The following is a 25,261-nucleotide window of genomic DNA, read 5'->3' as shown; positions in this document are numbered from 1 at the left end:
GTCCGGCGGCCGGGGACCACGGCCCCCGGCCGCCGGACGGCCCGTCACCTCGGGTCACCCCGCCGAAGCCGACTCCGCCGGCCACGGCACCTGCGGCGACCGGTAGTAGTCGATCCCCATCGCCGTGAACCGCGGCCCGAGCGCCGCCAGCCGCAGCTTGTACGTGTCCCAGTCGTGCGTCGCCGCCGGGGACCAGCCCAGCTCCGCCGCCCCGGGCAGCCGCGGGAACGCCATCGCGTCGATGTCGTCGCTGTCCGTCAGGGTCTCCGCCCAGATCGGCGCCTCGACGCCCAGCACCGCGTCCGCCGGAGCACCGGCGAGATAGGTCGCCGGGTCCCAGTCGTAGGAGCGCTGGACCTCGACCAGACCGGCCCACTTCAGGCCCAGGACCGTCTGGTCGTTGTACTTCATGTCGAGGTACACCCGGTCGGCCGGCGAGAGCACCAGCCTGGTGCCGTTCTTCGCGGCGTCCACCACCTGCTTCCGGTCCGCGGCGGAGGTCTTGTCGTAGCCCCAGTACTGGGCGACCGCGCCCTTGACCGGCGTGGCCCCGGTGATCTGGTGCCAGCCCATCACGGTCTTGCCGTACTTGCCGACGGTGGCCTGCGCGTGGTTCATGATCTTGGCGTAGTCCTCGTGGCTGGTGGAGTGCGCCTCGTCACCGCCGATGTGGAGGTACCTGCCGGGGGTCAGCGCGGCCACTTCACCGATGACGTCGTCGATGAAGTCGTACGTGACGTCCTTGCCCGCGCACAGCGAGCTGAAGCCGACCTCGATGCCCGTGTAGAGCGGCGGCGCGACGCCGTCGCAGTTCAGCTCGGCGTACGAGGCGAGAGCCGCGTTGGTGTGGCTGGGCATGTCGATCTCCGGCACCACCTCCAGGTAGCGGGAGGCCGCGTAGTTCACGATCTCCTTGTACTGGCTCTTGGTGTAGTAGCCGCCGGTCCCGCCGCCGACCTCCGTCGAGCCGCCGTACGTGGCCAGCTTCGGCCAGGAGTCGATGGCGATCCGCCAGCCCTGGTCGTCGGAGAGGTGCAGATGGAACGTGTTGATCTTGTACAGCGCGAGCTGGTCGATGTACCGCTTGACCTCGGTGACCGAGAAGAAGTGCCGCGAGACGTCGAGCATCGCGCCCCGGTAGCCGTAGCGCGGGGTGTCCGTCACGCTGCCGCCCGCGACGCTCCAGGGCCCCTTCTGGCGGCTGTCCGACTCGATCCGGGCCGGCAGCAGCTGACGCAGCGTCTGGACGCCGTGGAAGAGCCCTGCCGGCTTCCGGGCGGTGATGGTGACGGAGCCCCGCCCGGAGGTCAGGGTGTACCCCTCCGCGCCCAGCTTGCTGTCGCCGGAGCCGAGCCGGAGCCGGATGCCGTCGGCGCCGTCCTTGGTGGTGACCGGCAGGGCGTACCCCGTGGACGGTCGCAGCACGCCCGCCAGGTACTCGCCGATCCTGCGGGCCTCGCCGGACGAGCCGTCGACCCGGATCCGGGCGCCCTCGTCGAGGGAGTACGGCGAGCCGCCCGGTCGCACCGAGGCGGGGACGGGCACGAGCTGGCCGAGAGGTCTCGGTGCCGGGGCCGCCGCCTCGCTGCCCGCCGCGGACGCCGTGGGCGCCGCGCACGCGGTGGAGACGCCGGCCGCGGTGATGAGTAGCAGCGAGCCGAGAAGACGGGGTAGAGCACGGGGAAGAGCACTGCGCCGCGCGGTGTGCAGTCTCACAAGCCGGGTCCCTTTCTACGGGGTCACATCTGCGGATCTCCGGACCAACCGAACCGTCGCCATGCGTACCGCTTACCCAATGGATGGTCAAGGTTTAGACCACTTCCCCGCGTTGCCCGTGCCGGAACGTGGCCGACGTCCCGCGGCTTATGGCCGAATTCATCCCGGCGGCCCCGTCCGTCACACGGACGACCGGGTGCCACGGAGCACCGGCCGGAGGCCCCCGAAACCTCCACCGATCACAGAAACAGGCCCACTCGCGCCGAGTCCTGCCCGATATCGGGCAGAATTGTTGCGCTGGAGCCCCTTCCATCGCAGTATCGACGAGTGCTCGAACGCCGCTCGTCGTACGACGACCTCATTGACCACCTGGTGCGCAGCACCGCGCTCCAGCGCGGCGAGGCCTCCCGGGTGATCCTCGACGTGCTGGCGTACTTCGACGAGACGACCGAGGACTTCGTCCGCCGCCGCCACCGCGAACTGCAGTCCGGTGGCCTGGTCAACGCGGAGATCTTCGAACGGATCGCGGCCGAACTGCCGCACCGGGCGGTCGCACCGCCGGAGCTGTCGCTCCGCCAGCTGCGCCGCATCGTCTACGGCTGAGACCGGCCCGGTACCGGGCAACCACTCACTCGCACGTCTTACGTGTACGACTACTTGTACGTCGATGGATTGACGGAGGGGCAGGGACGCCATGTGCGGAATCGTCGGTTATATCGGAAAGCGTGACGTGGCTCCGCTGCTGCTGGAGGGACTGCAGCGGCTGGAGTACCGGGGGTACGACTCCGCGGGCATCGTGATCACCGGCAAGCCGGCGGCCGGGAAGCCCGCCACGCTGAAGATGGTCAAGGCCAAGGGCCGGGTCCGCGAGCTGGAGGCCCGGGTCCCCAAGCGGTTCACCGGCACCACCGGCATCGCCCACACCCGCTGGGCCACCCACGGCGCCCCGAGCGACGAGAACGCCCACCCGCACCTGGACGCCGGCGGCAAGGTCGCCGTCGTCCACAACGGGATCATCGACAACGCCTCCGAACTCCGCCCCCGGCTCGAAGCGGAGGGCGTCGTCTTCCTCTCCGAGACGGACACCGAGGTGCTGGTCCACCTGATCGCCCGCTCCGAGGCGGACACCCTGGAGGAGAAGGTCCGCGAGGCCCTGCGCTCGGTCGAGGGCACGTACGGCATCGCCGTGATGCACGCCGACTTCAACGACCGCATCGTCGTCGCCCGCAACGGCTCCCCGGTCGTCCTCGGCATCGGCGAGAAGGAGATGTTCGTCGCCTCCGACGTCGCCGCCCTGGTCACCCACACCCGCCAGGTCGTCACCCTCGACGACGGCGAGATGGCCACCCTCAAGGCCGACGACTTCCGTACGTACACGACGGAGGGCTCGACCACGACGGCCACGCCGACCACCGTGGAGTGGGAGGCCGAGTCGTACGACATGGGCGGCCACGACACGTACATGCACAAGGAGATCTCGGAGCAGGCAGAGGCCGTCGACCGGGTGCTGCGCGGCCGGATCGACGACCGGTTCGCCACCGTGCACCTGGGCGGTCTCAACCTGGACGCCCGCGAGGCGCGCGGGGTCCGCCGGATCAAGATCCTCGGCTGCGGCACCTCGTACCACGCGGGCCAGATCGGCGCCCAGCTGATCGAGGAGCTGGCCCGCATCCCCGCGGACGCCGAGCCGGCCTCCGAGTTCCGCTACCGCAACCCGGTGGTGGACCCCGACACGCTGTACGTCGCGGTCTCCCAGTCGGGGGAGACGTACGACGTGCTGGCCGCCGTCCAGGAGCTCAAGCGCAAGGGCGCGCGGGTGCTCGGGGTGGTCAACGTGGTCGGTTCCGCGATCGCCCGGGAGGCGGACGGCGGTACGTACGTGCACGCCGGTCCCGAGGTCTGCGTCGTCTCGACGAAGTGCTTCACCAACACCGTCGTCGCGTTCGCGCTGCTCGCCCTGCACCTGGGCCGCATCCGGGACCTGTCGGTCGCCGACGGCAAGCGGATCATCGAGGGCCTGCGCAAGCTGCCCGGCCAGATCAGCGAGATCCTGGAGACCGAGGACGAGATCAAGAAGCTGGCCGCGGAGTACGCGGACGCGAAGTCGATGATGTTCATCGGCCGGGTGCGCGGCTACCCCGTGGCCCGGGAGGCCGCGCTGAAGCTCAAGGAGGTCTCGTACATCCACGCGGAGGCCTACCCGGCGTCCGAGCTGAAGCACGGGCCGCTCGCGCTGATCGAGCCCGCGATGCCGACCGTGGCGATCGTGCCGGACGACGACCTGCTGGAGAAGAACCGCGCCGCGATGGAGGAGATCAAGGCCCGCAGCGGCCGCATCCTCGCCATCGCGCACCAGGCGCAGGACAAGGCCGACCACACCATCGTCGTACCGAAGAACGAGAACGAGCTGGACCCGATCCTGATGGGTATCCCGCTCCAGCTCTTCGCCTATCACACGGCGCTGGCCATGGGACGGGACATCGACAAGCCGCGCAACCTGGCGAAGTCCGTCACCGTCGAGTAACCGCGCCGCCCCCGGCTCCGAGCGGCCCCGCACACCCACCCGACACGGGGGTGCGGGGCCGCTCCCGTCCATCCCCCGAGCAGGGCCGTCCCGCCCCGTTCACATGCAATCGCACCATTCACCCGGCGGCTCTTATGCACCCCTCACAACCGCGCAATCCGCATTTTCGGCTTGGCGGTTTGTTTCACCCCCCTGTTTTGGTAGTCGAGTTGACGCCACGAGCCGGTCCGGGCGCCCGGAACGAGACCGACCGCCCCGGAACGACCGAGGGCGGCCGGGCGAGTGCACTCGAACGAGGGAGGGAGTGAGGGCCCGATCCGCCGTCGTCGCCCCACGGGCGGCCGCGCGGCGGCCGGCGGTCCGGTGACAGGCCCCAGGGCCTGTCGTCAAGCTGCCGTCGTCGCCCGAACGGGCCGCGCGGCGGCAGGCACTAGGGGATGACGACGACCGGGCGCTGTGCGCGCCGCGCCAGCCGGCCCGCCACCGAGCCGAAGATCCGGCCGACGATGCCCTGGGTGGAGCCCACCACGATCGCGTCGGCCGAGTACTCGCGGCCGACCTCCTCCAGCTCGTGGCAGATGTCCCCGCCGCGCTCGACGAGCACCCACGGGACCTCGGTGAGGTAGTCCGCGCAGGCGAGCTCCAGGCCGAGGACCTCGGTCCGGTGGTCGGGCACATCGACGAAGACGGGCGGCTCGCAGCCTGCCCATACGGTGGTCGGCAGCCGGTTGGCGACATGGACGATGATCAGGCCGGAGCCCGATCTTCGGGCCATGCCGATGGCGTAGGCGAGGGCTCGTTCGCTGGAGGTCGAGCCGTCGAATCCGACGACGACCCCGTGCCGGAACGCGGGATCGCAGGAATGACGTGTTTCTTCGACCGCTCGCGGTCCCGACTCGGGGTCGGCTACCTGCTTGCGGTCCGCGGGTTCAGGGATTTCGTGACCGGCCATCGGTGTCTCGGCGAAGAGAGTCCTCGTGAGGAGAGCGACTAGCGACTTGGTGAGCTGCGTCAGAGCTGTGTAAGAGCTGCGTCAGTGGGCGGCGTGGCGGTGTCCGGGAATCATCTTCCCAACCCCTTACCCCCAAGGGTACGGCGCCACTCCTCCACGGCCCAGATCCGCGCAAAGCGCGCGACGTTTCACGGAGCATGCCCGAGACCGCCCCGTATGGCAATGCCGGTTGCGCCGTACACGGACGTCGCGGGAGCCGGGCGGCCGCGAGCGGTGACCGGTGGAACGCCGGTACGGGCGGCCGCCCGGCAGCCCGGCGACGGACCGACGGGGCCGCTGCCGGGTCCCGCCTGGCTGCCCGCCGGCCGGTCGACGGTCCGGCGCCGGTCGGTCGACGGTCCGGCGGCGAACCGGCGGGGGTCGTCGGTCCGCCGGTGCTTCGCCGGGGTGCCGTCGCGTCGCCGTCGGTCCGTCGGGGGCGGCGCCGGGGTGTCCGACCGCTCGGTACCGACCTCCGCGCCGTCCGGCGGACCGGGGGGCGGTACCGCGCCCGGACGCGTCCGGCCCCGCCCGTCCGGAACCCGCCGCACGGCCGGCGTGCCCGCACACCCCCCGGTCGGCATCCGGACACCCGCAACGGCACCGCTCACCCCCTCCGGACCGGCCGAGGGGGGCGCATGGAGGCGGCCGCCCCTCTGGGGCGTGCGCCGGTTGAACGGATGATTTCCGCACACGCGACCGTATGTTTTCAGCCAACTTCATTCCCCGGCCAATCCCTTGCCGAAATGGCCGATCAACCCCCTTGCCAGCAGGCAGAAGGAGACCGCGCGGTACGCTTCCACCCAACGGGGACGGGCCATGAACGTCAGGCGCACTTCCCTGCACGACTCACGAGTGAAACGCTTCGTGATCGAATGCTTCCCGCCAGGTTGCCTTGTCGACATAAAGCCGGTTGGTGAACTTGTCACGACGGCACCACGGGACGCAGTAGATTCGATCTTGGGTGTCGAAGGCTGGGGACTCGTGCACGACCGAGGGGACAAGTGCAGGTGCGACAGGCCCGTAAGGACCAGGAAGACGCGAACACCGAGGGGGGCTTAGCGTCATGAGCCAGGACTCCGCCACCGCAACGGAGGCTGTACGGAAGCTGAGCGGGCGCCGGCGCCGGGAGGTCGTGGCCGTACTGCTGTTCAGCGGCGGCCCCATCTTCGAGAGCTCCATCCCGCTCTCCGTGTTCGGTATCGACCGCCAGGACGCGGGAGTTCCGCGCTACCGGCTTCTCGTGTGCAGCGGCGAAGAGGGACCGCTGCGCACCACAGGGGGACTCGAACTCACCGCGCCCTACGGGCTGGAGGCGATCAGCAGGGCCGGCACCGTCGTGGTGCCCGCCTGGCGCTCGATCACCTCGCCACCGCCCGTGGAGGCACTGGACGCGCTGCGCCGCGCCCACGAGGAAGGGGCCAGGATCGTCGGGCTGTGCACGGGGGCCTTCGTCCTCGCCGCGGCCGGACTGCTCGACGGCCGCCCGGCGACCACGCACTGGATGTACGCGCCGACGCTGGCGAAGCGCTATCCGTCGGTGCACGTCGATCCGCGCGAGCTGTTCGTCGACGACGGCGACGTGCTCACCTCCGCGGGCACAGCGGCGGGCATCGATCTCTGTCTGCACATAGTCCGCTCGGACCACGGCACGGAGGCCGCCGGGGCACTCGCCCGCCGGCTTGTCGTGCCACCGCGGCGCAGTGGCGGCCAGGAGCGCTACCTGGACAGGTCTTTACCAGAGGAGATCGGCTCCGACCCGCTCGCCGAGGTCGTGGCCTGGGCCCTGGAGCATCTGCACGAGCAGTTCGACGTGGAGACGCTCGCCGCGCGCGCCTACATGAGCCGGCGGACCTTCGACCGGAGGTTCCGCTCGCTCACCGGGAGCGCACCGCTGCAGTGGCTGATCACCCAGCGGGTGCTGCAGGCGCAGCGGCTGCTGGAGACGTCCGACTACTCGGTCGACGAGGTCGCGGGCCGCTGCGGCTTCCGCTCGCCGGTCGCGCTGCGCGGACACTTCCGGCGTCAGCTGGGCTCCTCCCCCGCCGCGTACCGGGCCGCCTACCGGGCCCGCCGTCCGCAGGGCGGAGGTCCGGAGCCGGTCGGCCAGGTCACCGAGCAGGTGGTGCCCGCCCAGGCAGGTCCCGGAAGCCGTCGCACCGTGGCGGCCCCCGCCCCCGCGGGCCAGTCCGCCGCTGCCCCGGCAGCGCTGGACCCGGGCCGCGCCGAGCAGGGGAGGCCCGGCTCGGACGCGTACGCGGCAGGGCGCCCGGCCCTGCCGGGGCAGCGGAGTGCCCCGTAGGGTGGGGCGCATGAACGACCGCATGGTGTGGATCGACTGCGAGATGACCGGGCTCTCGTTGACGGAAGACGCACTCATCGAGGTGGCCGCACTGGTCACCGACTCGGAGTTGAACGTGCTCGGCGACGGGGTGGACATCGTGATCCGCCCGCCGGACGCGGCCCTGGAGACCATGCCCGAGGTGGTGCGGCAGATGCACACCGCCTCGGGCCTCCTCGACGAGCTGGCCGGGGGTACCACCCTGGCCGACGCCGAGGAGCGGGTCCTGTCCTACGTACGCGAGCACGTGAAGGAGCCCGGCAAGGCCCCGCTCTGCGGGAACACGGTGGGCACCGACCGGGGCTTCCTGCTGCGGGACATGCCGTCGCTGGAGGGCTACCTCCACTACCGGATCGTCGACGTCTCCTCGGTCAAGGAACTGGCCCGCCGCTGGTTCCCGAGGGCGTACTTCAACAGCCCGGAGAAGAACGGCAACCACCGGGCGCTGGCGGACATCCGTGATTCCATCACGGAGCTGCGCTACTACCGCGAGGCGGTCTTCGTCCCGCAGCCGGGACCGGACTCCGAACGCGCGAAGTCGATCGCGGCACGGCTGTCGCAGCCCTCGGCCTAGGCGCCGGGGGAAACCGCTGGTCACGGCCCTTTCGGGGGCCGGGACCGGCGGCAGAACAATGAGGGAGCGAGCACCCTCTCGGACCCTGTACACTTTTTCTCGGCCGGTCGGAAACGCCCGGACATGGTGGGTATAGCTCAGACGGTAGAGCACCTGGTTGTGGTCCAGGATGTCGCGGGTTCGAGTCCCGTTACTCACCCTTAATGATCAAGGCCTGACCCGTGCGAACGGGTCAGGCCTTCTTCATGCGCCGGGGCCCGGAGCGGCCACCTGACGGCCGTCCGCAAGAAACACCCCCGAACTCCGCGTCCCCACCGCCGTGACCTGCAAGGTCTCGCCGGCCGCCACCCGATGACGCACCCTGCCGCGCCCGTCCGTCCGCGAGACTTCTAGCATCATGTGGCGTTTCGTCGACGGACGCCGGCTCCCGCCTGAACGCGTCCGCCGCGCAACGTCACGACATCCGCCGCGCAGCGATGGAGTCGGATATCGAGCAGTCGACGAGAGGAACGTTCATGCGCGCTCGGAGCATCGGTGCGGCCGCCGCCGCGGCATTGGCCCTGGTGGCTGCCCGCGACCTCGTCCAGAAGAAGCACGCACTGCTCAGAAACTTCCCCGTGATCGGACACGCGCGCTACCTGCTGGAGACGATCGGGCCGGAGCTGCGGCAGTACGTCGTGACGTCCAACGAGGAAGAGCGCCCGTTCAGCCGTGACCAGCGGACCTGGATCTACGCGTCGGCGAAGGAGGAGAACAACTACTTCGGCTTCGGAACCGACATGGACGTCGAGCACATACAGGGCCACGCGTACGTGAAGCAGCGGACGTTCGCCGGCCCGCTGCCCGATCTGCACGACCCGCAGAGCCCGCTGCCCTCGGCCAAGGTGCTGGGCGGCCCGCGCGGGCGCGCCAAGGCGTTCCGGCCGGCGAGCATCGTGAACATCTCGGCGATGAGCTTCGGATCGCTGTCCGGGCCGGCCATCACGGCGCTCAACAAGGGCGCGGCGATGGCCGGCGCGATGCAGAACACGGGCGAGGGCGGCCTCTCCCAGTACCACCGCAACGGTGGTGACCTGATCCTCCAGATCGGGACGTCGTACTTCGGCTGCCGCAACGAGGACGGCACCTTCAGCCTCGACAAGCTCAAGAACGTAGTCGCGGGCGCCCCGGTCAAGGCGATAGAGATCAAGCTCTCGCAGGGCGCGAAGCCGGGGCTCGGCGGGCTGCTGCCGGGCGCGAAGGTGACCCCCGAGATCGCCGAGATCCGCGGCATCCCGGACGGCGTGGACTGCGCCTCGCCCTCCCGGCACACCGCGTTCCAGGACGTCGACTCGATGCTCGACTTCGTCGAACTGCTCGCCACCGAGACCGGTCTGCCGGTCGGGATCAAGAGCGCGGTCGGGGAGATGGGCTTCTGGGAGGAGCTGGCCACGCTGATGGCGCGTGGCGACCGCGGCGTCGACTTCGTGACCATCGACGGAGGCGAGGGCGGCACCGGGGCGGCACCCCTCATCTTCTCCGACTCGGTGTCGCTGCCGTTCCGGATGGGCTTCTCCCGGGTCTACGGCACGTTCGCCGAGCGGGGTCTGACGGACGACATCACGTTCATCGGTTCCGGCAAGCTCGGTCTGCCGGAGAACGCCGTCGTCGCCTTCGCCCTGGGTGTCGACATGATCAACGTCGCCCGTGAGGCGATGCTGTCCATCGGCTGCATCCAGGCGCAGAAATGCCATACCGACAAGTGCCCCACCGGCATCGCCACCCAGGACCCGTGGCTGGTGCGCGGTGTCGACGCACCCTCGAAGGCCACCCGGGCCGCCACCTACCTGCGCACCCTGCGCAAGGAGCTGCTGAAGATCTCGGGCGCTGTCGGCGTCGCCCACCCGGCACTCATCACCACCGGCGACGTCGAGATCATGAACGGCGACTACGACGCCCGGGTCCTGGCGAGCGTCTACGGCTACAAGGACGGCTGGGGCGAGCTCGGCCCGGAGCTCGCCCAGGAGATCACCGCACTCCTCACCGCCGAACCGGCCCCGCTCCATGAGTCCGGCACCGACGTGTGACGAGTCGCCGGTGCCCAGCGCCTGATCCGGGAGGCGGGCGGTGCGGTCGGCCGGGTGTCCGCGTTCTCGCGGCCGCCCGGCCCCGCTTCACGACGAGTCGCGCACGACCAGTTCCGTCGGGAGCACGATCTGCGGCCGCTCGTCGCTCTCGCCCGCGATCAGGCCGAGGAGCACCCGGGTCATCGTGCGGCCCATCTCCTCGATCGGCTGCCGCACGCTCGTCAGGGCGGGGTCCATGTGACGGGCCACGGCCGAGTCGTCGAAGCCGATGAGGGCCACGTCGTCCGGGATGCGCCGGCCGGCCTCGCGGAGCACCTGGCGGGCGCCTGCGGCCATCAGGTCGGACGCGGCGAAGACCGCGTCCACGTCGGGGCGGCGGGCGAGCAGCTCGCGCATGGCGCGGACGCCGCCCTCCTCGGAGAAGTCGGCGGGGGCGATCAGCCGCTCGTCGGGGTCGAGGCCCGCGTCGGCCAGGGCCTTGCGGTAGCCGTCCAGGCGTCGCTGGGAGGCGTAGACGTCCAGTCGGCCGGTGATGGTGGCGATGGAGCGGCGGCCCCGGGAGGCGAGGTGCTCGACGGCTGCTCTGGCGCCCTCGAAGTTGTCGGAGTCGACCGAGGGCAGCGGCTCCGCGGCGGATCTGCGGCCGTTCATCACGGCGGGCATGCCGAGCTGCTCCAGCAGGTCGGGCAGCGGGTCGTCCGCGTGCACGGAGACCAGCAGCACGCCGTCCACGCGGTGGGCGGTGAGGTACTGGGCCAGCCTGCGGCGTTCGCGGTCGCTGCCGACCAAAGTGAGCAGCAGCTGCATCTCGGTGTCGGCCAGGGCCGCGCCGACCCCTCGGACGATGTCGGAGAAGTAGGGCTCCGCGAAGAAGCGGCTCTCGGACTCCGGGACCACGAGTGCGATGGCGTCCGTGCGGTTGCCGGCCAGGGCGCGGGCGGCGCGGTTGGGTACGTAGCCCAGCTCGGCGACGGCCGCCTCCACCGCCTCCCTGGTGTGCGCGCTGACCCTCGGGGAGCCGTTGATGACGCGGGAGGCCGTGCCGCGGCCCACGCCCGCCCGTGCCGCGACTTCCTCCAGCGTGGGCCGGCCCCCGCTCCGTACTCGCGCTGCCGTCATGGCTGCCTCCCGTTCGCGGTCAATTTCTCACAGTCGGATAACCAAACCAAGTCCTGGCGTTGGCTCTCTTGACACTCGACGGGACCGGTCGGCCGCTCCCCCGCCCCACCGTGGGAGCGCTCCCACCCTACGCGCGTGGTCAAGCGCCCGCGCGGGCCGGGGGTGCGGCCGCACCCGGCGGACCCCCGGACACGACTGAGACCCGGCACCGGGCCGGGTCTCAGAGGTGGTGGCCGCTCAGGCGGCGGAGGTCAACCACCTTGGAGACGAGGGAGGTTGGCCTTCAGGGCTTCAGACGGGGCCGGTCGGCGGCAGGCCGTGGCGGCGGATCACGTCGGCGTACCAGTGGGCGCTCGCCTTGGGAATGCGGCGCTGGGAGGCGTAGTCGACGTACACCGCGCCGAAGCGCTTCGAATAGCCGTACGCCCACTCGAAGTTGTCCATCAGCGACCACAGGAAGTAGCCCCGGACATCGGCGCCGTCGGCCACCGCGCGCCGCACGGCGTCGAGGTGGCCGTGCAGGTACGCGATCCGCTCGGGGTCCTCCACCCGGCCCTCGGGCGAGACGTAGTCGTCGAAGGCGGCGCCGTTCTCGGTGACCATCAGGGGCAGCCCCGGGTGGTCCCGGCTGACGTCCATGAGGAGGCTGTAGAGCCCGTTGGGGTCGATCGACCAGTTCATCGCGGTGCGCTCCTTCCCCTCGGCCAGGTGGAAGGCGACGTGCTCGGAGCCGGGCCACGGGGAGTAGTCGCTGGCGCCGTGTCCGTCGTTGCGCGTGTCCCCGGCGCCCTCCGCCGGTGTGGAGACCAGCGTGGGCGTGTAGTAGTTGACGCCGAGCACGTCGACCGGGCGGGAGATGGCGGCCAGGTCGCCGTCCTGGACCAGCCGCGACCAGTCCACCAGGTGCCTGGTGTCCGCGATCAGGTCCTCGGGGTACTCGCCGCGCAGCATCGGACCGGTGAAGATCCGGTTGCCCACCGCGTCGATCCGGCGGGCGGCGTCGGCGTCCGCCGCGCTCGCGGTGAGCGGGCGGACCTGGTGGAGGTTGAGGGTGACCGAGGTCTGCGCGGCAGCGGGGAGTCGACCGCGCAGAACCTCGATCGCCCGGCCATGGGCGAGGTTGAGGTGATGGGCCGCCCGCAGGGCGGAGGCGGGCTCGGTGCGGCCCGGCGCGTGCACCCCGGAGCCGTAACCGAGGAAGGCCGAGCACCACGGCTCGTTGAAGGTGGTCCACGTCCCGACGCGGTCGCCGAGGGCGCCCGCCATGATCGCGGCGTAGTCCGCGAACCGGTCCGCGGTCACCCGCTGCGGCCAGCCGCCCGCGTCCTCCAGCTCCTGGGGCAGGTCCCAGTGGTAGAGGGTGGCGACCGGGGTGATGCCGGCTTCGAGCAGCTCGTCGACGAGCTTGCGGTAGAAGTCGAGGCCGCGCTCGACGGCGGGGCCGCGCCCGGTGGGCTGCACCCGGGACCAGGAGATGGAGAAACGGTACGCCTTCAGCCCGAGCCGCTTCATCAGCGCCACGTCGTCGCGGTACAGGTGGTAGTGGTCGGCGGCGATGTCTCCGGTGTCGCCGTTGCGGACCTTGCCCGGCGTGCGGCTGAAGGTGTCCCAGATGGAGGGGGTGCGGCCGTCCTCGGCCGCGGCGCCCTCGACCTGGTAGGCGGCGGTGGCCGCCCCCCAGACGAAGCCTGTCGGAAAACTCGTTGCCTCGGGCGCCTGCTTCGGGGCGATGTCGGGTCGTACAGCAGTCATGCGGGAGCGCTCCCAGGAGTGGACGGACAGCGGCGGGAAAGGGTGGTGCTCCGGAACCCGTACGGCCCGCGGTCGGGTACGGGCCGTACGGGACTTCCGGCACGGCCCCCGGTCGGGCAGGGGCCGTACGGGGCTTCGGGCAGTGGTCGTCGGCGGAGGTCTCAGCCCTTGACGGCGCCGGACATGATCCCGCCGACGATCCGCTTGCCGAAGACCACGAACACCACGAGCAGTGGCAGCGTGCTGATCAGCGCGCCGGCCATCACGATGCTCTGGTCGGGGGTGTAGGAGGCGCTCAGCTGGCCGAGGGCCACCTGGAGCGTGGGGTTCTGCTGGTTCAGGGCGAGGTAGGGCCAGAAGAAGTCGTTCCACGCCTGGACGAAGGTGAGCATGCCGAGCACCATCATCGCCGGGCGGGCCACCGGCAGCACGATGCTCAGCACGATGCGGAAGTTGTTCGCGCCGTCGATCTTGGCGGCCTCGATCAGCTCGTACGGGAGCGCCTCGCTCAGGTACTGCCGCATGAAGAACACGCCGAACGCGCTGACCAGGGTCGGGAAGATCACCGACTCCAGGTTCCCGCCCCAGCCGAGGTCGGCCATCATCATGAACAGCGGGACGACACTGAGCTGCGGCGGGATCGTCAGGGTCAGGATGACGCCGGTCATCAGGGCGCCACGGCCCCGGAACCGCATCTTGGCGAAGGCGTAGCCGGCCAGGGTGCAGAAGAAGAGCGTCGCCGCTGTGATGCAGCCGGAGACGATGACGCTGTTGACGATCGCCTTGCCCAGGTGGGCCTGGTTCCAGGCGGCGTCGAGGTTGTGCATCAGCCGGCCACCCGGCAGGAACGGCGGTGTGGAGGCCAGCACTTCGTCCTGGGTGTGGGACGCGGCCACCAGGGTCCAGTACAGCGGCAGCAGCGATCCGAGGCCGACGACGGCCAGCGCGATGTAGGCGAACGGACCGCCGTTCAGCTGCTTGCCCGCGCCGGGCCTGAAGCGGCTCGCGCGCTTCGGCGCGCGGTGCACGGTAGGTGCCGGGAGGGCGGTCCCCGGAACTTGGGTGGGGCTGGTGATGGTCATGGATATCGCTCCCGGTCAGACCGCGGATTTGCGTACGAAGCGGCCGAACAGCCAGTTGATCCCGGCGATGATCAGCAGGAGGGCGAGCATCGCCCAGGCGACCGCGGCGGCCGGACCGAGATGCCCGAGGTGCCAGCCGTAGTTGTAGAGGTAGACGCTGAGGGTCTCGTACTGATTCTCGTTTCCGCCGGTGGCGCCGATGGCGCCGCCCTCCAGCAGCAGGGGTTCACCGAAGAGCTGCATGGCACCGATGGTCGAGATGACGATCGTGAACAGGATCGTGGGCCGCAGCGAGGGGATGGTCACCTTGCGGAACTGCTGCCAGCGCGAGGCACCGTCGAGCGAGGCGGCCTCGTACAGATCGGACGGCACGGCCTGCATCGCAGCCAGGTAGATCAGGGTGTTGTAGCCGGTCCAGCGCCAGATCACGATGACCGAGATGGCGATCTTCGACGTCCATTCGCCGTTGGCCCAGTTCGTGTGACCGAGACCGACGAAGTGCAGCACCCAGTTCAGCAGACCGCCGTCGGCCCGGAAGACCAGGGCGAAGACAAGGGCCGCGGAGGCCACCGAGGTGGCGTACGGGGTGAGGATGACCGTCCGCCAGAAGGTGCTGGCGCGGAGCTTGTAGTTCAGCAGATGGGCCAGGCCGAGCGCGACCAGCAGCTGCGGGACCGTCGACATGACACCGATCAGGAAGGTGTTGGTGACGGCCGTCCAGAACTCCGCGTCGTGCAGGATCGTGTCGAAGTTCGCCCAGCCGACCCACTCCATCTGGTCCAGGCCGGTCATCTCCACCCGGTGCAGGGCGATCCAGCCGGTGTAGATCAGCGGGTAGAGCCCGAAGGCGCCGAAGACGAGGAAGAACGGGGCTATGTAGGCGTACGGCGATGCCTTGTCGTCGAAGCGCCAGAGCCGGCTCCGCCACGTCTGCCGGCGGGCGTTCACCGGTTTCCGCTGGGAGCCGCGGGGCGGCGGTGCGTATGCGTCCCGGGTGGGAGTCGAGGTGGCCACGGGCGGGAGTCCTTCCCTGGATTGCTTGGTTACCCGGGTACGGGCGGCGGCGTTCGCGATGGGCTTCCGCGGGGCGGCCGGGGACCCGGCCGCCCCGCGGAAGCCCACCGGGAGGCGGGCCGCCCCGGCGCGGGATGGGGACACGCAGGCGCGGGCGGCCCTGGGGCCGCCCGCCGCTGCGACCGTCAGCCGATCACCTTGTCGATCTTGTCGACCGCTGTGTCCCAGGCCTTGTCGGGGCTGGTTCCGCGCTGCTCCATGTTGTTGATCTGGGTGGAGATGGCGTCCTTGATATCGGCGTCCTTCGGACCGAGAACGGTCTCGGGGATGGACTTGGCCTCGTCGGCGTAGATCTCACCGATCGGCGCGTCGTTGAAGTACGGGAGCTTGCCGGTCTTCACGTCGGCCAGTTCGTACGCGCCCTTGTTGGACGGGAAGAGACCGGTCGCCTTGAAGACGGCGGCCTGCTGCTCGGGGGCGGTCAGCCACTTGACGAGCTCACCGGCCTCCTTGACGTGCTTGCCGGCCGTCGGGACGCCGAGGAAGGAGCCGCCCCAGTTGGACGCGGTCTCACCGGGGGCGGTGGTGATGTCCCACTTGCCCTTGTTGCCCTCACCGGCGGCGTCCGAGATCTGCGCGGCCATCCAGGCGGGGCAGACGACGGTGGCCATGGTGCTCTTGCGCAGAGCGGCCTTCCACGGGTCGCCGAACTGGGCGAGGCCCTGGGTCAGCTTCTTGTCAGCGGCCTCCGCGGCGAGGTTCCAGCCCTGCTTGACGCCGGGGCTGTCCTTGTAGATCGGCTTGCCGGACTCGTCGTAGTACTGCTTCGGGTTGGAGCTCACCACGGCGTTGAACATCGCGCTCGCGGAGTCCATGAAGAAGGTGCCCGCCGGGGCATTCTTCTGGTACTCCTCACCGAGCTTGAGGTAGTCCTCCCAGCCGCCGGCGAACTTGGCGGCGACCGCCTTGCGGTCGGTCGGCAGGCCGGCCTTCTTGAACAGCTCGGTGTTGTAGCAGAGCGACATCGGGCCGATGTCGGTGCCCGCGCCGATCACCTTGCCGTCCTTGGTGGTGGCCTGCTTCTCCTTCCAGGACACCCAGTCGTTGACGTCGATCACCTTGCTGAGGTCGGCGAACTGGTCCGCCTTGGTGTCGACGACCTCCTTGATCCGGCCGACCTCGACGCCCTGGACGTCCGCCAGCCCACTGCCGGAGGTCAGCTGCTGGAGCAGCTTGGGGTAGTAGTTCTTCTCCTCGGCGGTGGTGTCTTCCTTCACCGTGATGTTCGGGTGCAGCTCGTGGTACTTGGCGAAGAGGCCGGCTTCCTTGTAGCCGAACTGCCCGTAGTCGGCGACGGTCAGCGTGATCTTCCCGTTCGCATCGGAGCTCGTGTCCGATGAGTCCGAGTCGCTGCTGCAGCCGGTCAGCAGCAGGGCCGAGGCTGTCAGGCCCGTGGTGACCAGAACCGCGGCTCTGCGGCTTCGGCCGGCGACGGTGCGGGTGATACGCATTCCACTACTCCTTGTTCCAGGGTGGGACTGGCGTTCTGACTGCGTGGCGTTCCGCGCCGGTGGGTGCGGGCGCCGGGTGGTTCAGGGGGGAGGACACGGGCAGTGCCGTTCGCGCGAGAAATCCTCCCGCGATGTGGGAGCGCTCCCATGCGTCGATGTCGGAAGGTTCCTGCCTGGGAGGGGTGGGTGTCAAGAGTTGAAGACGCTTCCGTTGCGCGAGCGTGTCCTGCAAGTCACGAGACCGTGTCCGGCCAAGGGCTTGCCAAAGCGCGTGGACGAGGAAACCGGAACCCGCGCCTCCCGAATACCCGCAGGTGAAAGGGGTGTTGGGGGCGGATCAGCGGAGCAGGGGGGGCGGATCCAAGCCGATCGGCCCGGATTTCCGGAGCCATCCGGAAACAGCCGCCCCCGCCCCGGTCGGGCCGCCAGGGCCCGACGGAAGGTGAACGGGACACCGCCTCGCGGGGGCGGCCCGGACCGCCTCCGCGTTCTTTCCCCGAATCCGATGGGCGGCGCGCCGGGGTGCGCGGTCAACCGCCGGGCGGCTGCAGGGTGGCCGACATACGGACAACTGGCCGGAAATGCCTTACACCTCACGCCCTGTTAAATTCACCGCTATGTACCTATTGATCCTTTATATTCGCTCGGGTGGGTGAGGCCGCATGGGAGTCGTCCGGGACCATCCCGAGCTCGCGCTCTTCCTCTGCCTGTCCCTCGGTTATCTGGTCGGCAAGATCCGCGTCGGCCCGATCACCCTCGGCGGCATCTGCGGGACGCTGATCGTCGCGCTGCTGATCGGCACCCGGCACGTCAGCGTCAACGACGACGTCAAGACCGTCTTCTTCGCGCTGTTCATCTTCTCGCTGGGCTACCTGGCCGGGCCGCAGTTCTTCGCCAACCTGAACCGCAGGAGCCTGCGCTTCTTCGCCCTCTGCCTGATCGAGCTGGTCTGCGTGCTCGGCATCGCCCTGGGCATCGCCAAGGCGTTCGACCTCGACGTGGGCACCGCCTCCGGCATCCTGGCGGGCGCGGCGACCGAGTCCGCGGTCGTCGGCACGGCCACGGAGGCCATCGGCAAGCTCGACAACCTGAGCCAGAGCCAGATCACCCAGTACCAGGGGCACGTCGCCACCGCGTACACCGTCTGCTACCTCTTCGGCCTGATCACCATCGTGCTGTTCACCAGCCAGATCATGCCGATGCTGCTGCGCATCAACCTCGCCGACGCCTCGCGCGAACTGTGGGAGAAGATGCGCGGCGGGGCCCCCGGCCTGGAGGACGACGAGCGGGAGGCGCTGCCCGGGACGGTCGGCCGCACCTTCCTGGTGACGCTCGCGGACGGCCGCCGGATCGGGGAGCTGGAGGCGGGTCTCGACAACGCCGTCACCGTCGAGGGCGTCAAGCGCGGCAGCAAGGTGCTCGACCCCTCCCCCGATCTGGAACTGACCCTGAGCGACCTGGTCCAGGTCGTCGGACGGCGCTCCGCCATCATCACGGCCGGCCGGGAGATCGGCCCCGAGACACCGGCGGTACCCGGGCTCGACACCCCCCTGGCCACCACCCAGGTCGCGGTGACCGAGAAGGCCACCGCGGGCTCGACCATCGCCCGGCTGGAACAGACCCATCCCGAGTTCCGCAAGGACGGGGTCTACATCACCGACGTGCTGCGCAACGACCAGCACCTGCCCGCCTCGGCCGAGACCACGGTCCAGCGCGGTGACGTACTGACGCTGGTCGGTGCCCGTGCCGGGCTCAACCGGCTCGTCGCGAAGATCGGCGCCGTCGTCAAGAACGACACCACCGACTACATCTATCTCGGCCTCGGCATCGCGGCGGGCTCACTGCTCGGCCAGGTCGTCGTGCGGATCGGCGGCATCCCGCTGTCGCTCGGCACCGGCGGCGGCTGCCTGGTCACCGGGCTGCTCTTCGGCTGGTTCCGCTCCCGCAGGCAGACCTTCGGGGCCTTCCCGCCGCAGGCCGCGAACACCCTGAAGGACCTGGGCCTGGCCGTCTTCATCGCCTGCACCGGGCTGACCGCGGGACCGCAGGCCTGGCCGCTGCTGAAGGAGTACGGCGCGCTGCTGCCGTTCGCCGGCATCGCCATGGTGCTGATCCCCGCGTCGATCTCGCTGATCGTCGGGCTGAAGCTCCTGCGGATCGAGAAACCGCTGCTGATCGGGGCCATCGCGGGACAGCAGTGCTCGACCCCGGCGATCACTTCCATCACCCAGGTGGCACAGAGCTCCGTACCGCTGCTCGGCTACACGATCACGTACGCGCTCTCGAACTTCCTGCTGCCACTCACCGGACCGATCCTCGTCGGAGTCCTGGGCGCATAGGGGGCCTCAATGATCGACTTCCTGAACCGCAACATCTTCACTCCCCATCCCGAGCTGCTGGTCTTCCTGGTCGTCGCGTTCGGCTTCCTGATCGGGAAGATCCGCTACAAGGCCATCGCGCTGGGCGCGGTGACGGGCTGTCTGGTGGCCGGGCTGGTGCTGGGCGCGCAGTTCAAGGTCCAGATCGACGGGACGGTGAAGAACCTCTTCTTCATCATGTTCCTGTTCGCCCTCGGCTACCGGGTGGGCCCGCAGTTCTTCCGCGGGCTGCGCAAGGACGGACTGCCGCAGGTCGTCAACGCGGTCGTCGTCTGCGTCTCGGGCCTGCTGGTCTCCTGGCTCTTCGCCGTCGTGCTCGGCTACGGGCCCGGCCTCGGCGCCGGCCTGATGAGCGGCGCGCTCACCCAGTCGGCGGCCATCGGTGTCGCCCAGGACGCCATCGGCACCCTGCCCGGCCTCTCCGCCGCACAGGTGAAGTCCGAGCAGAACCTGGTGGCGGTCGGCTACGCGGTGACGTATCCGCTCGGCACCATCCTGTGCGCGATGCTGCTCGCCAACGTACTGCCGCGGCTCTACCGCAGGAACCTGGCCCGGGAGAGCGCCGAGCTGGCCGCGGAGCTGGACGCGCCGGACGACAACCCGGACGAGGGCGAGGGGTACTACGAGACGGTGCTGCGTGCCTACCGGGTCGAGCGCCCCGATCTCGTCGGCCGCAGCATCGGGGACTTCGAGAGCCAGCAGCAGGCGCTCGGCCGGCGCGTCTACATCACCCAGGTCCGGCGCGATGGAACGATCCTGCCGCAGGCCCAGACGCTGGTGCTGCGGGACGGCGACACCGTCGCGGTCAGCGCGCTGCGGCACGACCTGGTGGACTTCGACGCCCGTACCCACGTGGGCGCGGAGGCGGACGACGCGGCGCTGCTCGGGTACCGGACGGAGACCCTGCACGTGGTGGCGTCCGAGAAGGCCCGGCTGGGGCGGACGGTGGCGGAGCTGCGCCGGGAGCCGTTCATGGCCGGTGTCTACATCGAGAAGATCTACCGGGCGGGCGCCGAATTCCCCTTCCGGCTCTCCACCCCGGTCGAGCGCGGGGACACCCTGGTGCTGACCGGTCCCGAGCGGCTGGTCGGCCCGGCGGGCCGGGAGCTCGGCAAGCCGGTGCCGACGAGCTTCGCCACCGACATGGTCTGGGTCGGCCTCGGCATCTTCCTCGGCGGCTGCATCGGCATTCCGGCGCTGACGGCCGGCGGGGTGCCGATCTCGCTCTCCACCTCGGGCGGCGGCCTCATCATGGGGCTGGTCTTCGGCTGGATCCGGGGCAAGTACCCGACGTACGGGAACGTGCCGCCGGGCGCCCAGTGGTTCATGGACACCCTCGGGCTGTGCATGTTCGTCGCGGTGGTCGGCATCAACGCCGGCCCCAGCTTCACCAGCGGGCTGTCGTCCGCGGGCTGGGGGCTGCTGCTCCTGGGTGCCGTCGCCACGGTCGTACCGCTGCTCGTCGGCTTCCTGGTGGGCCACTACATCCAGAAGATCAGATTCCCGATCCTGATGGGCGTGCTGGCCGGCGGCCAGACCACCACGGCGGCGATCGGCGCCATCAACGAGACCTCCAGATCGCAGATCCCCACGCTCGGCTACACGATCCCGTACGCCGTCGGCAATGTGCTGCTGACCGTGTGGGGCGCCGTGATCGTGATCCTCAACCACTGAACGTGATCGTCCTCATGACCAACGAACCTGAACACGGGAGCGCAGACATGCCCAAGGCCACCCTCAGCCGTGCCGAGATCCGCTCTTTCGCCCAGCTCAGCCCGTTCGAGCTGAAGGACAAGTTCATCAGCATCGCCCAGGCCGAGCAGAGCGACAAGCCCGGCCAGAAGGGCAAGGCGATGCGCGCCATGCTCAACGCGGGCCGAGGCAACCCCAACTGGATCGCCACCGGCCCCCGGGAGGCGTACCACGCACTCGGCTACTTCGCGCTCTCCGAGTCCCGCCGGGTCTGGACGGCCGACAACCTGGGCGGGATGCCGGAGGAGGCGGGCTGTGCGGAGCGCTTCGCCACCTTCGTCCGCACGCATCCGGAGCTGCCCGGGATCGAGCTGCTCCAGGCGAGCATCGACCTGGCGGTCAAGCGGTTCGGCTTCGTGCCCGACTCCTTCGTGCACGAGCTGGCGGACTCCTCGATCGGGGACAACTACCCGGTGCCGGGGCGCATCCTGACGCATGTGGAGCAGATCGTGCGCGGGTACGTGGCCGACGAGATGTTCGATCACCGGCCGCCGGAGGGCCAGCACCTGAGCCTGTTCGCGACCGAGGGCGGCACGGCGGCGATGTGCTACATCTTCGACTCGCTGATGAAGAACGGAATCCTGCACAAGGGCGACCGGATCGCCCTGATGGTGCCGGTGTTCACGCCGTACCTGGAGATCCCCGAGCTCGACACGTACGGCTTCGACGTCGTCCGCGTCGAGGCGAACCTGTTCACCGAGACCGGCGTGCGGCAGTGGCGCTACCCGCCGGAGGAGATCGAGAAGCTGGCCGATCCCTCGGTCAGGCTGGTCTGCTGCGTCAACCCGAGCAACCCGCCCTCGCTCGCGCTCTCGCCGAAGGTCGCCGAGCAGATCGTGTCGATCGTCGCGGACCGGAACCCGAACCTGATCGTGGTGACGGACGACGTGTACGGGACCTTCGTCGAGGGCTTCCGCTCGCTGGCCGCGGACCTGCCGCGCAACGCGCTGCTGGTGTACTCGTACTCCAAGCACTACGGCGCCACCGGCTGGCGGCTCGGCGTCATCGGGCTGCACGACGACAACGTCATCGACGACATGCTGCGGGCGCAGGACGCGGCGCAGCAGGCCCGGCTGCACAGCCGGTACGGAACGCTGTCCCTGGAGCCGGAGAAGATCCGGTTCATCGACCGGCTGGTCGCGGACTCCCGGCAGGTGGCACTGAACCACACGGCGGGCCTGTCGCTGCCGCAGCAGGTCATGATGACGCTCTTCTCACTGTTCGACATGCTGGACGAGGGCCAGGCGTACAAGGCCCGGATCCGCTCGATCGTGCGCCAGCGCCTGGAACTCCTGCTGGAGGGCGCCCACATGAAGATCTCGGAGGACCCCAAGCGGGCCGCGTACTACATCGAACTCGACCTGCTGGCCGAGGCGGAGCGCACCCTGGGCAAGGAGTTCGCCGACTATCTGGAGCAGAACTACGAGCCCGTCGACCCGCTCTTCCGGCTGGCCGAGCAGACGTCCGTGGTGCTGCTGAACGGCGGCGGCTTCGACGGCCCCGAGTGGTCGGTCCGGGTCTCGCTGGCCAATCTGGACGACCTGGACTACCTGAAGATCGGGCACCAGCTGCGGGCGATCTTCGACGAGTACGCGCAGGAGTGGCGGGACTCGGGGGCGGGCACCGCGTAGCCGGGACGGCACCGGACACGGAGGCAACGCGGGCCGGTCAGGCGGCGCGCAGGCGGGCCAGGGTCTTCTCCAGCTCCGTCTGGGCGGCCCGGCCCGCCGCTTCGGCGTCGCCCGCCACGACGGCCGTGACCAGCGCCTGATGGGCCGCGTCGCCGTGGTGCGGGTCCTCGCGGCGCAGGCCGGTCAGCTCCACCAGGTCGATGAGCGCCTGGCGGAGCGCGGGGGCGAACTCCGCGAAGAGGTCGGTGAGCACGGGGTTGTGGGCCGCCGCCAGGACGGCCCGGTGCAGCGCGATGTCCGCGTCCACGAAGCCGTCGTCGGGCCCCGCGCCCGCCGCCCGCCGTGCCGTGAGCGCCGCGTCCAGGGCGGTCAGGTCCTCGTCGGTGCGGCGCCGGGCGGCCAGCCGGGCCGCCTGCACCTCGACCAGCATGCGCACCTCGTAGACATCGGCGACCGCGGCCCGGCGCAGCCGGACCGGCCAGTCCTCCGCCGCGTGGTCCGCGATGACGAAGACCCCGGCCCCCTGGCGGGACTGGAGCAGGCCGAGCGCGGCGAGGGTGCGCACCGCCTCGCGGACGGTGGAGCGGCCCACGCCCAGGGTTCTCGCGAGGGTGGTCTCGCCGGGGATCTTCGTGCCGACCGGCCAGTGCCCCTCGGTGATCTGCGCGCGCAGATGGCTGGCGGCCTGGTCGACCAGGGGGCTGGGGCTGAGCGGGCCGAGCGAGGACACGAGTTCACCTGTCAGGTTGTCTGAGGACTTGGTTTCTGGCTACTGTACCGGCCATGACGTACCGCGGTCTCCTTCTTCTCGGCTGCCGCGGCGGGGCCTGAAGCGATCGGCACCCCGCCGCGGGGTGCCGTGCTGTGCCGGTCGCGTCCGGCGATGCGAGAAGAGATACCGCTCATGCCCGAGTCCATGCCAGAGACCCTGTCCGCGGCCACGTCTGCGGCCGCGTCCACCTCCACGGCCGAGCCCGTGTCCGACGCCCTGTCACCGGGGCACGGCTTCCCCACGATCTGCACCCCGCGCGGCCCGGTGCCCTCCGCCGCGCCCGGCTGGAACCGGCAGCGCTCCAGCTCGATGCCGTCGCACCGCTACCGGTCCGCCTTCGACCGCGTGGAGATCCCGCTGACCGGGCGCACCTGGCCGCAGGCCCGGATGGAGCGGGCCCCGCTCTGGGTGCCCGTCGACCTGCGGGACGGCAACCAGGCGCTGGCCGAGCCGATGGACACCCCGCGCAAGCGCCGGATGTTCGATCTGCTCGTCGCGATGGGCTTCAAGGAGATCGAGATCGGCTACCCGTCCGCGAGCCGCACCGACTTCGACTTCGTCCGGCACCTGGCCGCCGGCGGGGCGGTGCCGGACGACGTGACGGTGGTCGTCTTCACCCCGGCCAGGGCGGATTTGATCGAGCGGACCTTCGAGTCCGTCGCGGGGATGGACCGGGTGGTCGTCCACCTCTACATCCCGACCGCCCCCGTCTGGCGGGACGTCGTCCTGGGCCGTGACCGGGCCGGGGTGCACGGGGTGGTGCTGGACGCCGCGCGGCGGATGGAGCGGCTCGCGCGGGCCAGGCCCGGCGCGGACATCCGGTTCGAGTTCTCGCCCGAGGTCTTCATCCTCACCGAGCCGGACTACGTACTGGAGATCTGCAACAGCCTGACCGAGCTGTGGGACGCCTCACCGGACCGCCCGGTGATCCACAACCTGCCGGCCACGGTGGAGATCGCGACGCCCAACGTCTACGCCGACCAGATCGAGTACATGCACCGCCACCTGGACCGGCGCGATTCGGTGATCCTCTCCGTCCACCCGCACAACGACCGCGGTACCGGGGTGGCCTGCGCGGAGCTCGCGGTGCTGGCGGGGGCGCAGCGCGTGGAGGGCTGCCTGTTCGGCAACGGGGAGCGCACCGGCAACGTCGACCTGGTCAACCTGGCGCTGAACCTGCACGCGCAGGGCGTCGACCCGATGATCGACTTCTCGGACATCGACGAGATCCGCCGCACGGTCGAGCACTGCAACCGGCTGCCGGTGCCGCCGCGCCATCCGTACGGCGGTGACCTGGTCTACACCGCGTTCTCCGGCACCCACCAGGACGCGATCAGCAAGGGCTTCGCACACCACGAGAGCAGCGGCTCCGAGGTGTGGTCGGTCCCGTACCTGCCGATCGACCCGGCGGACGTGGGACGCAGCTACGAGGCCGTCATCCGGGTCAACAGCCAGTCCGGCAAGGGCGGCATCGCCCATCTGCTGCGCGGCGGCTACGGGGTGGACCTGCCGGCCCGGATGCGGGCGGACTTCTCCCGTACGGTGCAGGAGGCGACGGACGACAGTGGTCTGGAGGCCACGGCGAAGGACCTGTGGGAGCTGTTCGAGGCCACGTACCTGGTCCCGGGCCGGGACGGGTCGATCGCCGTGACGTCCTGGTCCGCGGAGCGCGATCCGGCCGGTGGCCAGCGGTTCGTCTGCTCGCTGCGGGTGGACGGGTGCGAGGGCGACTACGAGGGCACGGGCGCCGGCACGGTGTCCGCGTTCACGGACGCGCTGGCGGCCGCCGGGGTGGAGGTCACGATCCTCGACTTCTCGGAGCACGGGGCGGACGCGGCGTGGTCGACGGTGACGTCGTACGCGGAGTGCCGGGTGGACGGCGAGGTCCGCTGGGGGGCGGGCCAGGACGCGTCCGCGCTCGCGTCGTCGGTGGCGGCGGTGCTGTCGGCGGTCAACCGGGCGCGGTAGCCCGGCGGATTGGGGGCGCACCCCGGCCGGGCGTGGGGGGATGTGGGGACCGGCCGGGATGCGCGGGGGG

General features: G+C 70.3%; 17 protein-coding genes and 1 tRNA gene. 10 read left to right on the top strand and 8 right to left on the bottom strand.

Translation table 11 applies throughout. The annotated features are described in order from the left end of the window. Positions 1-54: 54 nt before the first annotated feature. Entirely contained in the window at positions 55-1,716 is a 1,662-nt protein-coding gene (locus ACIP89_RS01205; protein WP_402112267.1) for a beta-N-acetylhexosaminidase, read from the bottom strand. Between the two features lie 327 nt (positions 1,717-2,043). On the opposite strand from ACIP89_RS01205, the gene ACIP89_RS01200 reads away from it, so the two are divergent. Further along, a complete protein-coding gene (locus tag ACIP89_RS01200; RefSeq protein WP_024489833.1) occupies positions 2,044-2,319 on the top strand; it encodes a hypothetical protein in 276 nt (91 codons plus the stop codon). Positions 2,320-2,410: 91 nt separating this feature from the next. After that, positions 2,411-4,240, top strand: coding sequence for a glutamine--fructose-6-phosphate transaminase (isomerizing) (gene glmS / locus ACIP89_RS01195; protein WP_401921701.1), 1,830 nt, complete (start codon positions 2,411-2,413; stop codon positions 4,238-4,240). Between the two features lie 430 nt (positions 4,241-4,670). Here glmS and ACIP89_RS01190 read toward each other — a convergent pair whose 3' ends face one another. Next, positions 4,671-5,192 (bottom strand): universal stress protein, encoded by a 522-nt coding sequence (locus ACIP89_RS01190; protein ID WP_401921703.1) that lies wholly within the window; start codon positions 5,190-5,192, stop codon positions 4,671-4,673. A gap of 1,105 nt (positions 5,193-6,297) precedes the next feature. Here ACIP89_RS01190 and ACIP89_RS01185 point away from each other — a divergent pair. The 4 genes from ACIP89_RS01185 to ACIP89_RS01170 all read left to right on the top strand — a co-directional run bounded on the left by ACIP89_RS01185 (position 6,298) and on the right by ACIP89_RS01170 (position 10,212). After that, positions 6,298-7,533, top strand: coding sequence for a helix-turn-helix domain-containing protein (locus ACIP89_RS01185; protein ID WP_401921705.1), 1,236 nt, complete (start codon positions 6,298-6,300; stop codon positions 7,531-7,533). A gap of 10 nt (positions 7,534-7,543) precedes the next feature. Then, positions 7,544-8,146 (top strand): oligoribonuclease, encoded by a 603-nt coding sequence (gene orn / locus ACIP89_RS01180; RefSeq protein WP_371773044.1) that lies wholly within the window; start codon positions 7,544-7,546, stop codon positions 8,144-8,146. Between the two features lie 126 nt (positions 8,147-8,272). Further along, positions 8,273-8,345 (top strand) — tRNA-His (locus tag ACIP89_RS01175). Between the two features lie 316 nt (positions 8,346-8,661). Beyond that, positions 8,662-10,212, top strand: a complete 1,551-nt coding sequence (locus ACIP89_RS01170) for an FMN-binding glutamate synthase family protein (RefSeq protein ID WP_402112265.1) — start codon at positions 8,662-8,664, stop codon at positions 10,210-10,212. A gap of 87 nt (positions 10,213-10,299) precedes the next feature. On the opposite strand, the gene ACIP89_RS01165 is transcribed toward ACIP89_RS01170, so the two are convergent. From ACIP89_RS01165 to ACIP89_RS01145, 5 genes are all read right to left on the bottom strand, one after another. Next, positions 10,300-11,331: a LacI family DNA-binding transcriptional regulator gene (locus tag ACIP89_RS01165; protein WP_401922011.1), complete on the bottom strand. Its 1,032-nt coding sequence runs from the start codon at positions 11,329-11,331 to the stop codon at positions 10,300-10,302. 291 nt (positions 11,332-11,622) lie between these two features. Continuing rightward, complete coding sequence (locus ACIP89_RS01160) at positions 11,623-13,083, bottom strand: GH1 family beta-glucosidase (RefSeq protein WP_401921712.1); 1,461 nt, start codon at positions 13,081-13,083, stop codon at positions 11,623-11,625. A gap of 161 nt (positions 13,084-13,244) precedes the next feature. Beyond that, entirely contained in the window at positions 13,245-14,165 is a 921-nt protein-coding gene (locus ACIP89_RS01155) for a carbohydrate ABC transporter permease (RefSeq protein ID WP_401921715.1), read from the bottom strand. 15 nt (positions 14,166-14,180) lie between these two features. Beyond that, positions 14,181-15,179 (bottom strand): carbohydrate ABC transporter permease, encoded by a 999-nt coding sequence (locus ACIP89_RS01150; RefSeq protein WP_401921718.1) that lies wholly within the window; start codon positions 15,177-15,179, stop codon positions 14,181-14,183. A gap of 185 nt (positions 15,180-15,364) precedes the next feature. Then, a complete protein-coding gene (locus tag ACIP89_RS01145) occupies positions 15,365-16,690 on the bottom strand; it encodes an ABC transporter substrate-binding protein (protein WP_401921721.1) in 1,326 nt (441 codons plus the stop codon). Positions 16,691-17,352: 662 nt separating this feature from the next. Between ACIP89_RS01145 and aspT (ACIP89_RS01140) the strand changes: the two genes are divergently transcribed. Genes aspT (ACIP89_RS01140) through ACIP89_RS01130 form a run of 3 tightly spaced genes read left to right on the top strand, consistent with a single transcriptional unit; the run spans position 17,353 to position 22,451 of the window. Continuing rightward, the gene (gene aspT / locus ACIP89_RS01140) at positions 17,353-19,029 is read left to right on the top strand and encodes an aspartate-alanine antiporter (RefSeq protein WP_401921723.1); all 1,677 of its coding nucleotides are present in this window, start codon (positions 17,353-17,355) and stop codon (positions 19,027-19,029) included. Between the two features lie 9 nt (positions 19,030-19,038). Then, on the top strand, positions 19,039-20,742 hold the full coding sequence (gene aspT, locus ACIP89_RS01135) for an aspartate-alanine antiporter (protein WP_402112263.1): 1,704 nt from the start codon (positions 19,039-19,041) through the stop codon (positions 20,740-20,742). Positions 20,743-20,789: 47 nt separating this feature from the next. Further along, complete coding sequence (locus tag ACIP89_RS01130) at positions 20,790-22,451, top strand: bifunctional aspartate transaminase/aspartate 4-decarboxylase (RefSeq protein WP_401921729.1); 1,662 nt, start codon at positions 20,790-20,792, stop codon at positions 22,449-22,451. 37 nt (positions 22,452-22,488) lie between these two features. Here ACIP89_RS01130 and ACIP89_RS01125 read toward each other — a convergent pair whose 3' ends face one another. Further along, positions 22,489-23,181 carry a FadR/GntR family transcriptional regulator gene (locus ACIP89_RS01125; RefSeq protein WP_402112261.1) on the bottom strand — a complete coding sequence of 231 codons (693 nt, stop codon included), beginning with the start codon at positions 23,179-23,181 and terminating at the stop codon, positions 22,489-22,491. A gap of 186 nt (positions 23,182-23,367) precedes the next feature. Here ACIP89_RS01125 and ACIP89_RS01120 point away from each other — a divergent pair, with 186 nt between their 5' ends. Continuing rightward, positions 23,368-25,191, top strand: a complete 1,824-nt coding sequence (locus ACIP89_RS01120; RefSeq protein WP_402112258.1) for a 2-isopropylmalate synthase — start codon at positions 23,368-23,370, stop codon at positions 25,189-25,191. The last annotated feature ends 70 nt before the right edge of the window (positions 25,192-25,261 follow it).

Source organism: Streptomyces sp. NPDC088730, assembly GCF_044751215.1.
Taxonomy (GTDB): Bacteria; Actinomycetota; Actinomycetes; order Streptomycetales; family Streptomycetaceae; genus Streptomyces.
The sequence above is the reverse complement of the archived record's forward strand: the minus strand, read 5'-3'. Positions and strand labels throughout refer to the sequence as shown.

Bases quoted from the DNA above. Each gene is read 5' to 3' on its own strand.
- ACIP89_RS01130 (WP_401921729.1), top strand. From the start codon at position 20,790: ATGCCCAAGGCCACCCTCAGCCGTGCCGAGATCCGCTCTTTCGCCCAG.
- ACIP89_RS01145 (WP_401921721.1), bottom strand. From the start codon at position 16,690: ATGCGTATCACCCGCACCGTCGCCGGCCGAAGCCGCAGAGCCGCGGTT.
- ACIP89_RS01170 (WP_402112265.1), top strand. From the start codon at position 8,662: ATGCGCGCTCGGAGCATCGGTGCGGCCGCCGCCGCGGCATTGGCCCTG.
- ACIP89_RS01190 (WP_401921703.1), bottom strand. From the start codon at position 5,192: ATGGCCGGTCACGAAATCCCTGAACCCGCGGACCGCAAGCAGGTAGCC.
- ACIP89_RS01165 (WP_401922011.1), bottom strand. From the start codon at position 11,331: ATGACGGCAGCGCGAGTACGGAGCGGGGGCCGGCCCACGCTGGAGGAA.
- orn (WP_371773044.1), top strand. From the start codon at position 7,544: ATGAACGACCGCATGGTGTGGATCGACTGCGAGATGACCGGGCTCTCG.
- ACIP89_RS01120 (WP_402112258.1), top strand. From the start codon at position 23,368: ATGCCAGAGACCCTGTCCGCGGCCACGTCTGCGGCCGCGTCCACCTCC.
- ACIP89_RS01160 (WP_401921712.1), bottom strand. From the start codon at position 13,083: ATGACTGCTGTACGACCCGACATCGCCCCGAAGCAGGCGCCCGAGGCA.
- ACIP89_RS01155 (WP_401921715.1), bottom strand. From the start codon at position 14,165: ATGACCATCACCAGCCCCACCCAAGTTCCGGGGACCGCCCTCCCGGCA.
- ACIP89_RS01185 (WP_401921705.1), top strand. From the start codon at position 6,298: ATGAGCCAGGACTCCGCCACCGCAACGGAGGCTGTACGGAAGCTGAGC.
- aspT (WP_402112263.1), top strand. From the start codon at position 19,039: ATGATCGACTTCCTGAACCGCAACATCTTCACTCCCCATCCCGAGCTG.
- aspT (WP_401921723.1), top strand. From the start codon at position 17,353: ATGGGAGTCGTCCGGGACCATCCCGAGCTCGCGCTCTTCCTCTGCCTG.
- glmS (WP_401921701.1), top strand. From the start codon at position 2,411: ATGTGCGGAATCGTCGGTTATATCGGAAAGCGTGACGTGGCTCCGCTG.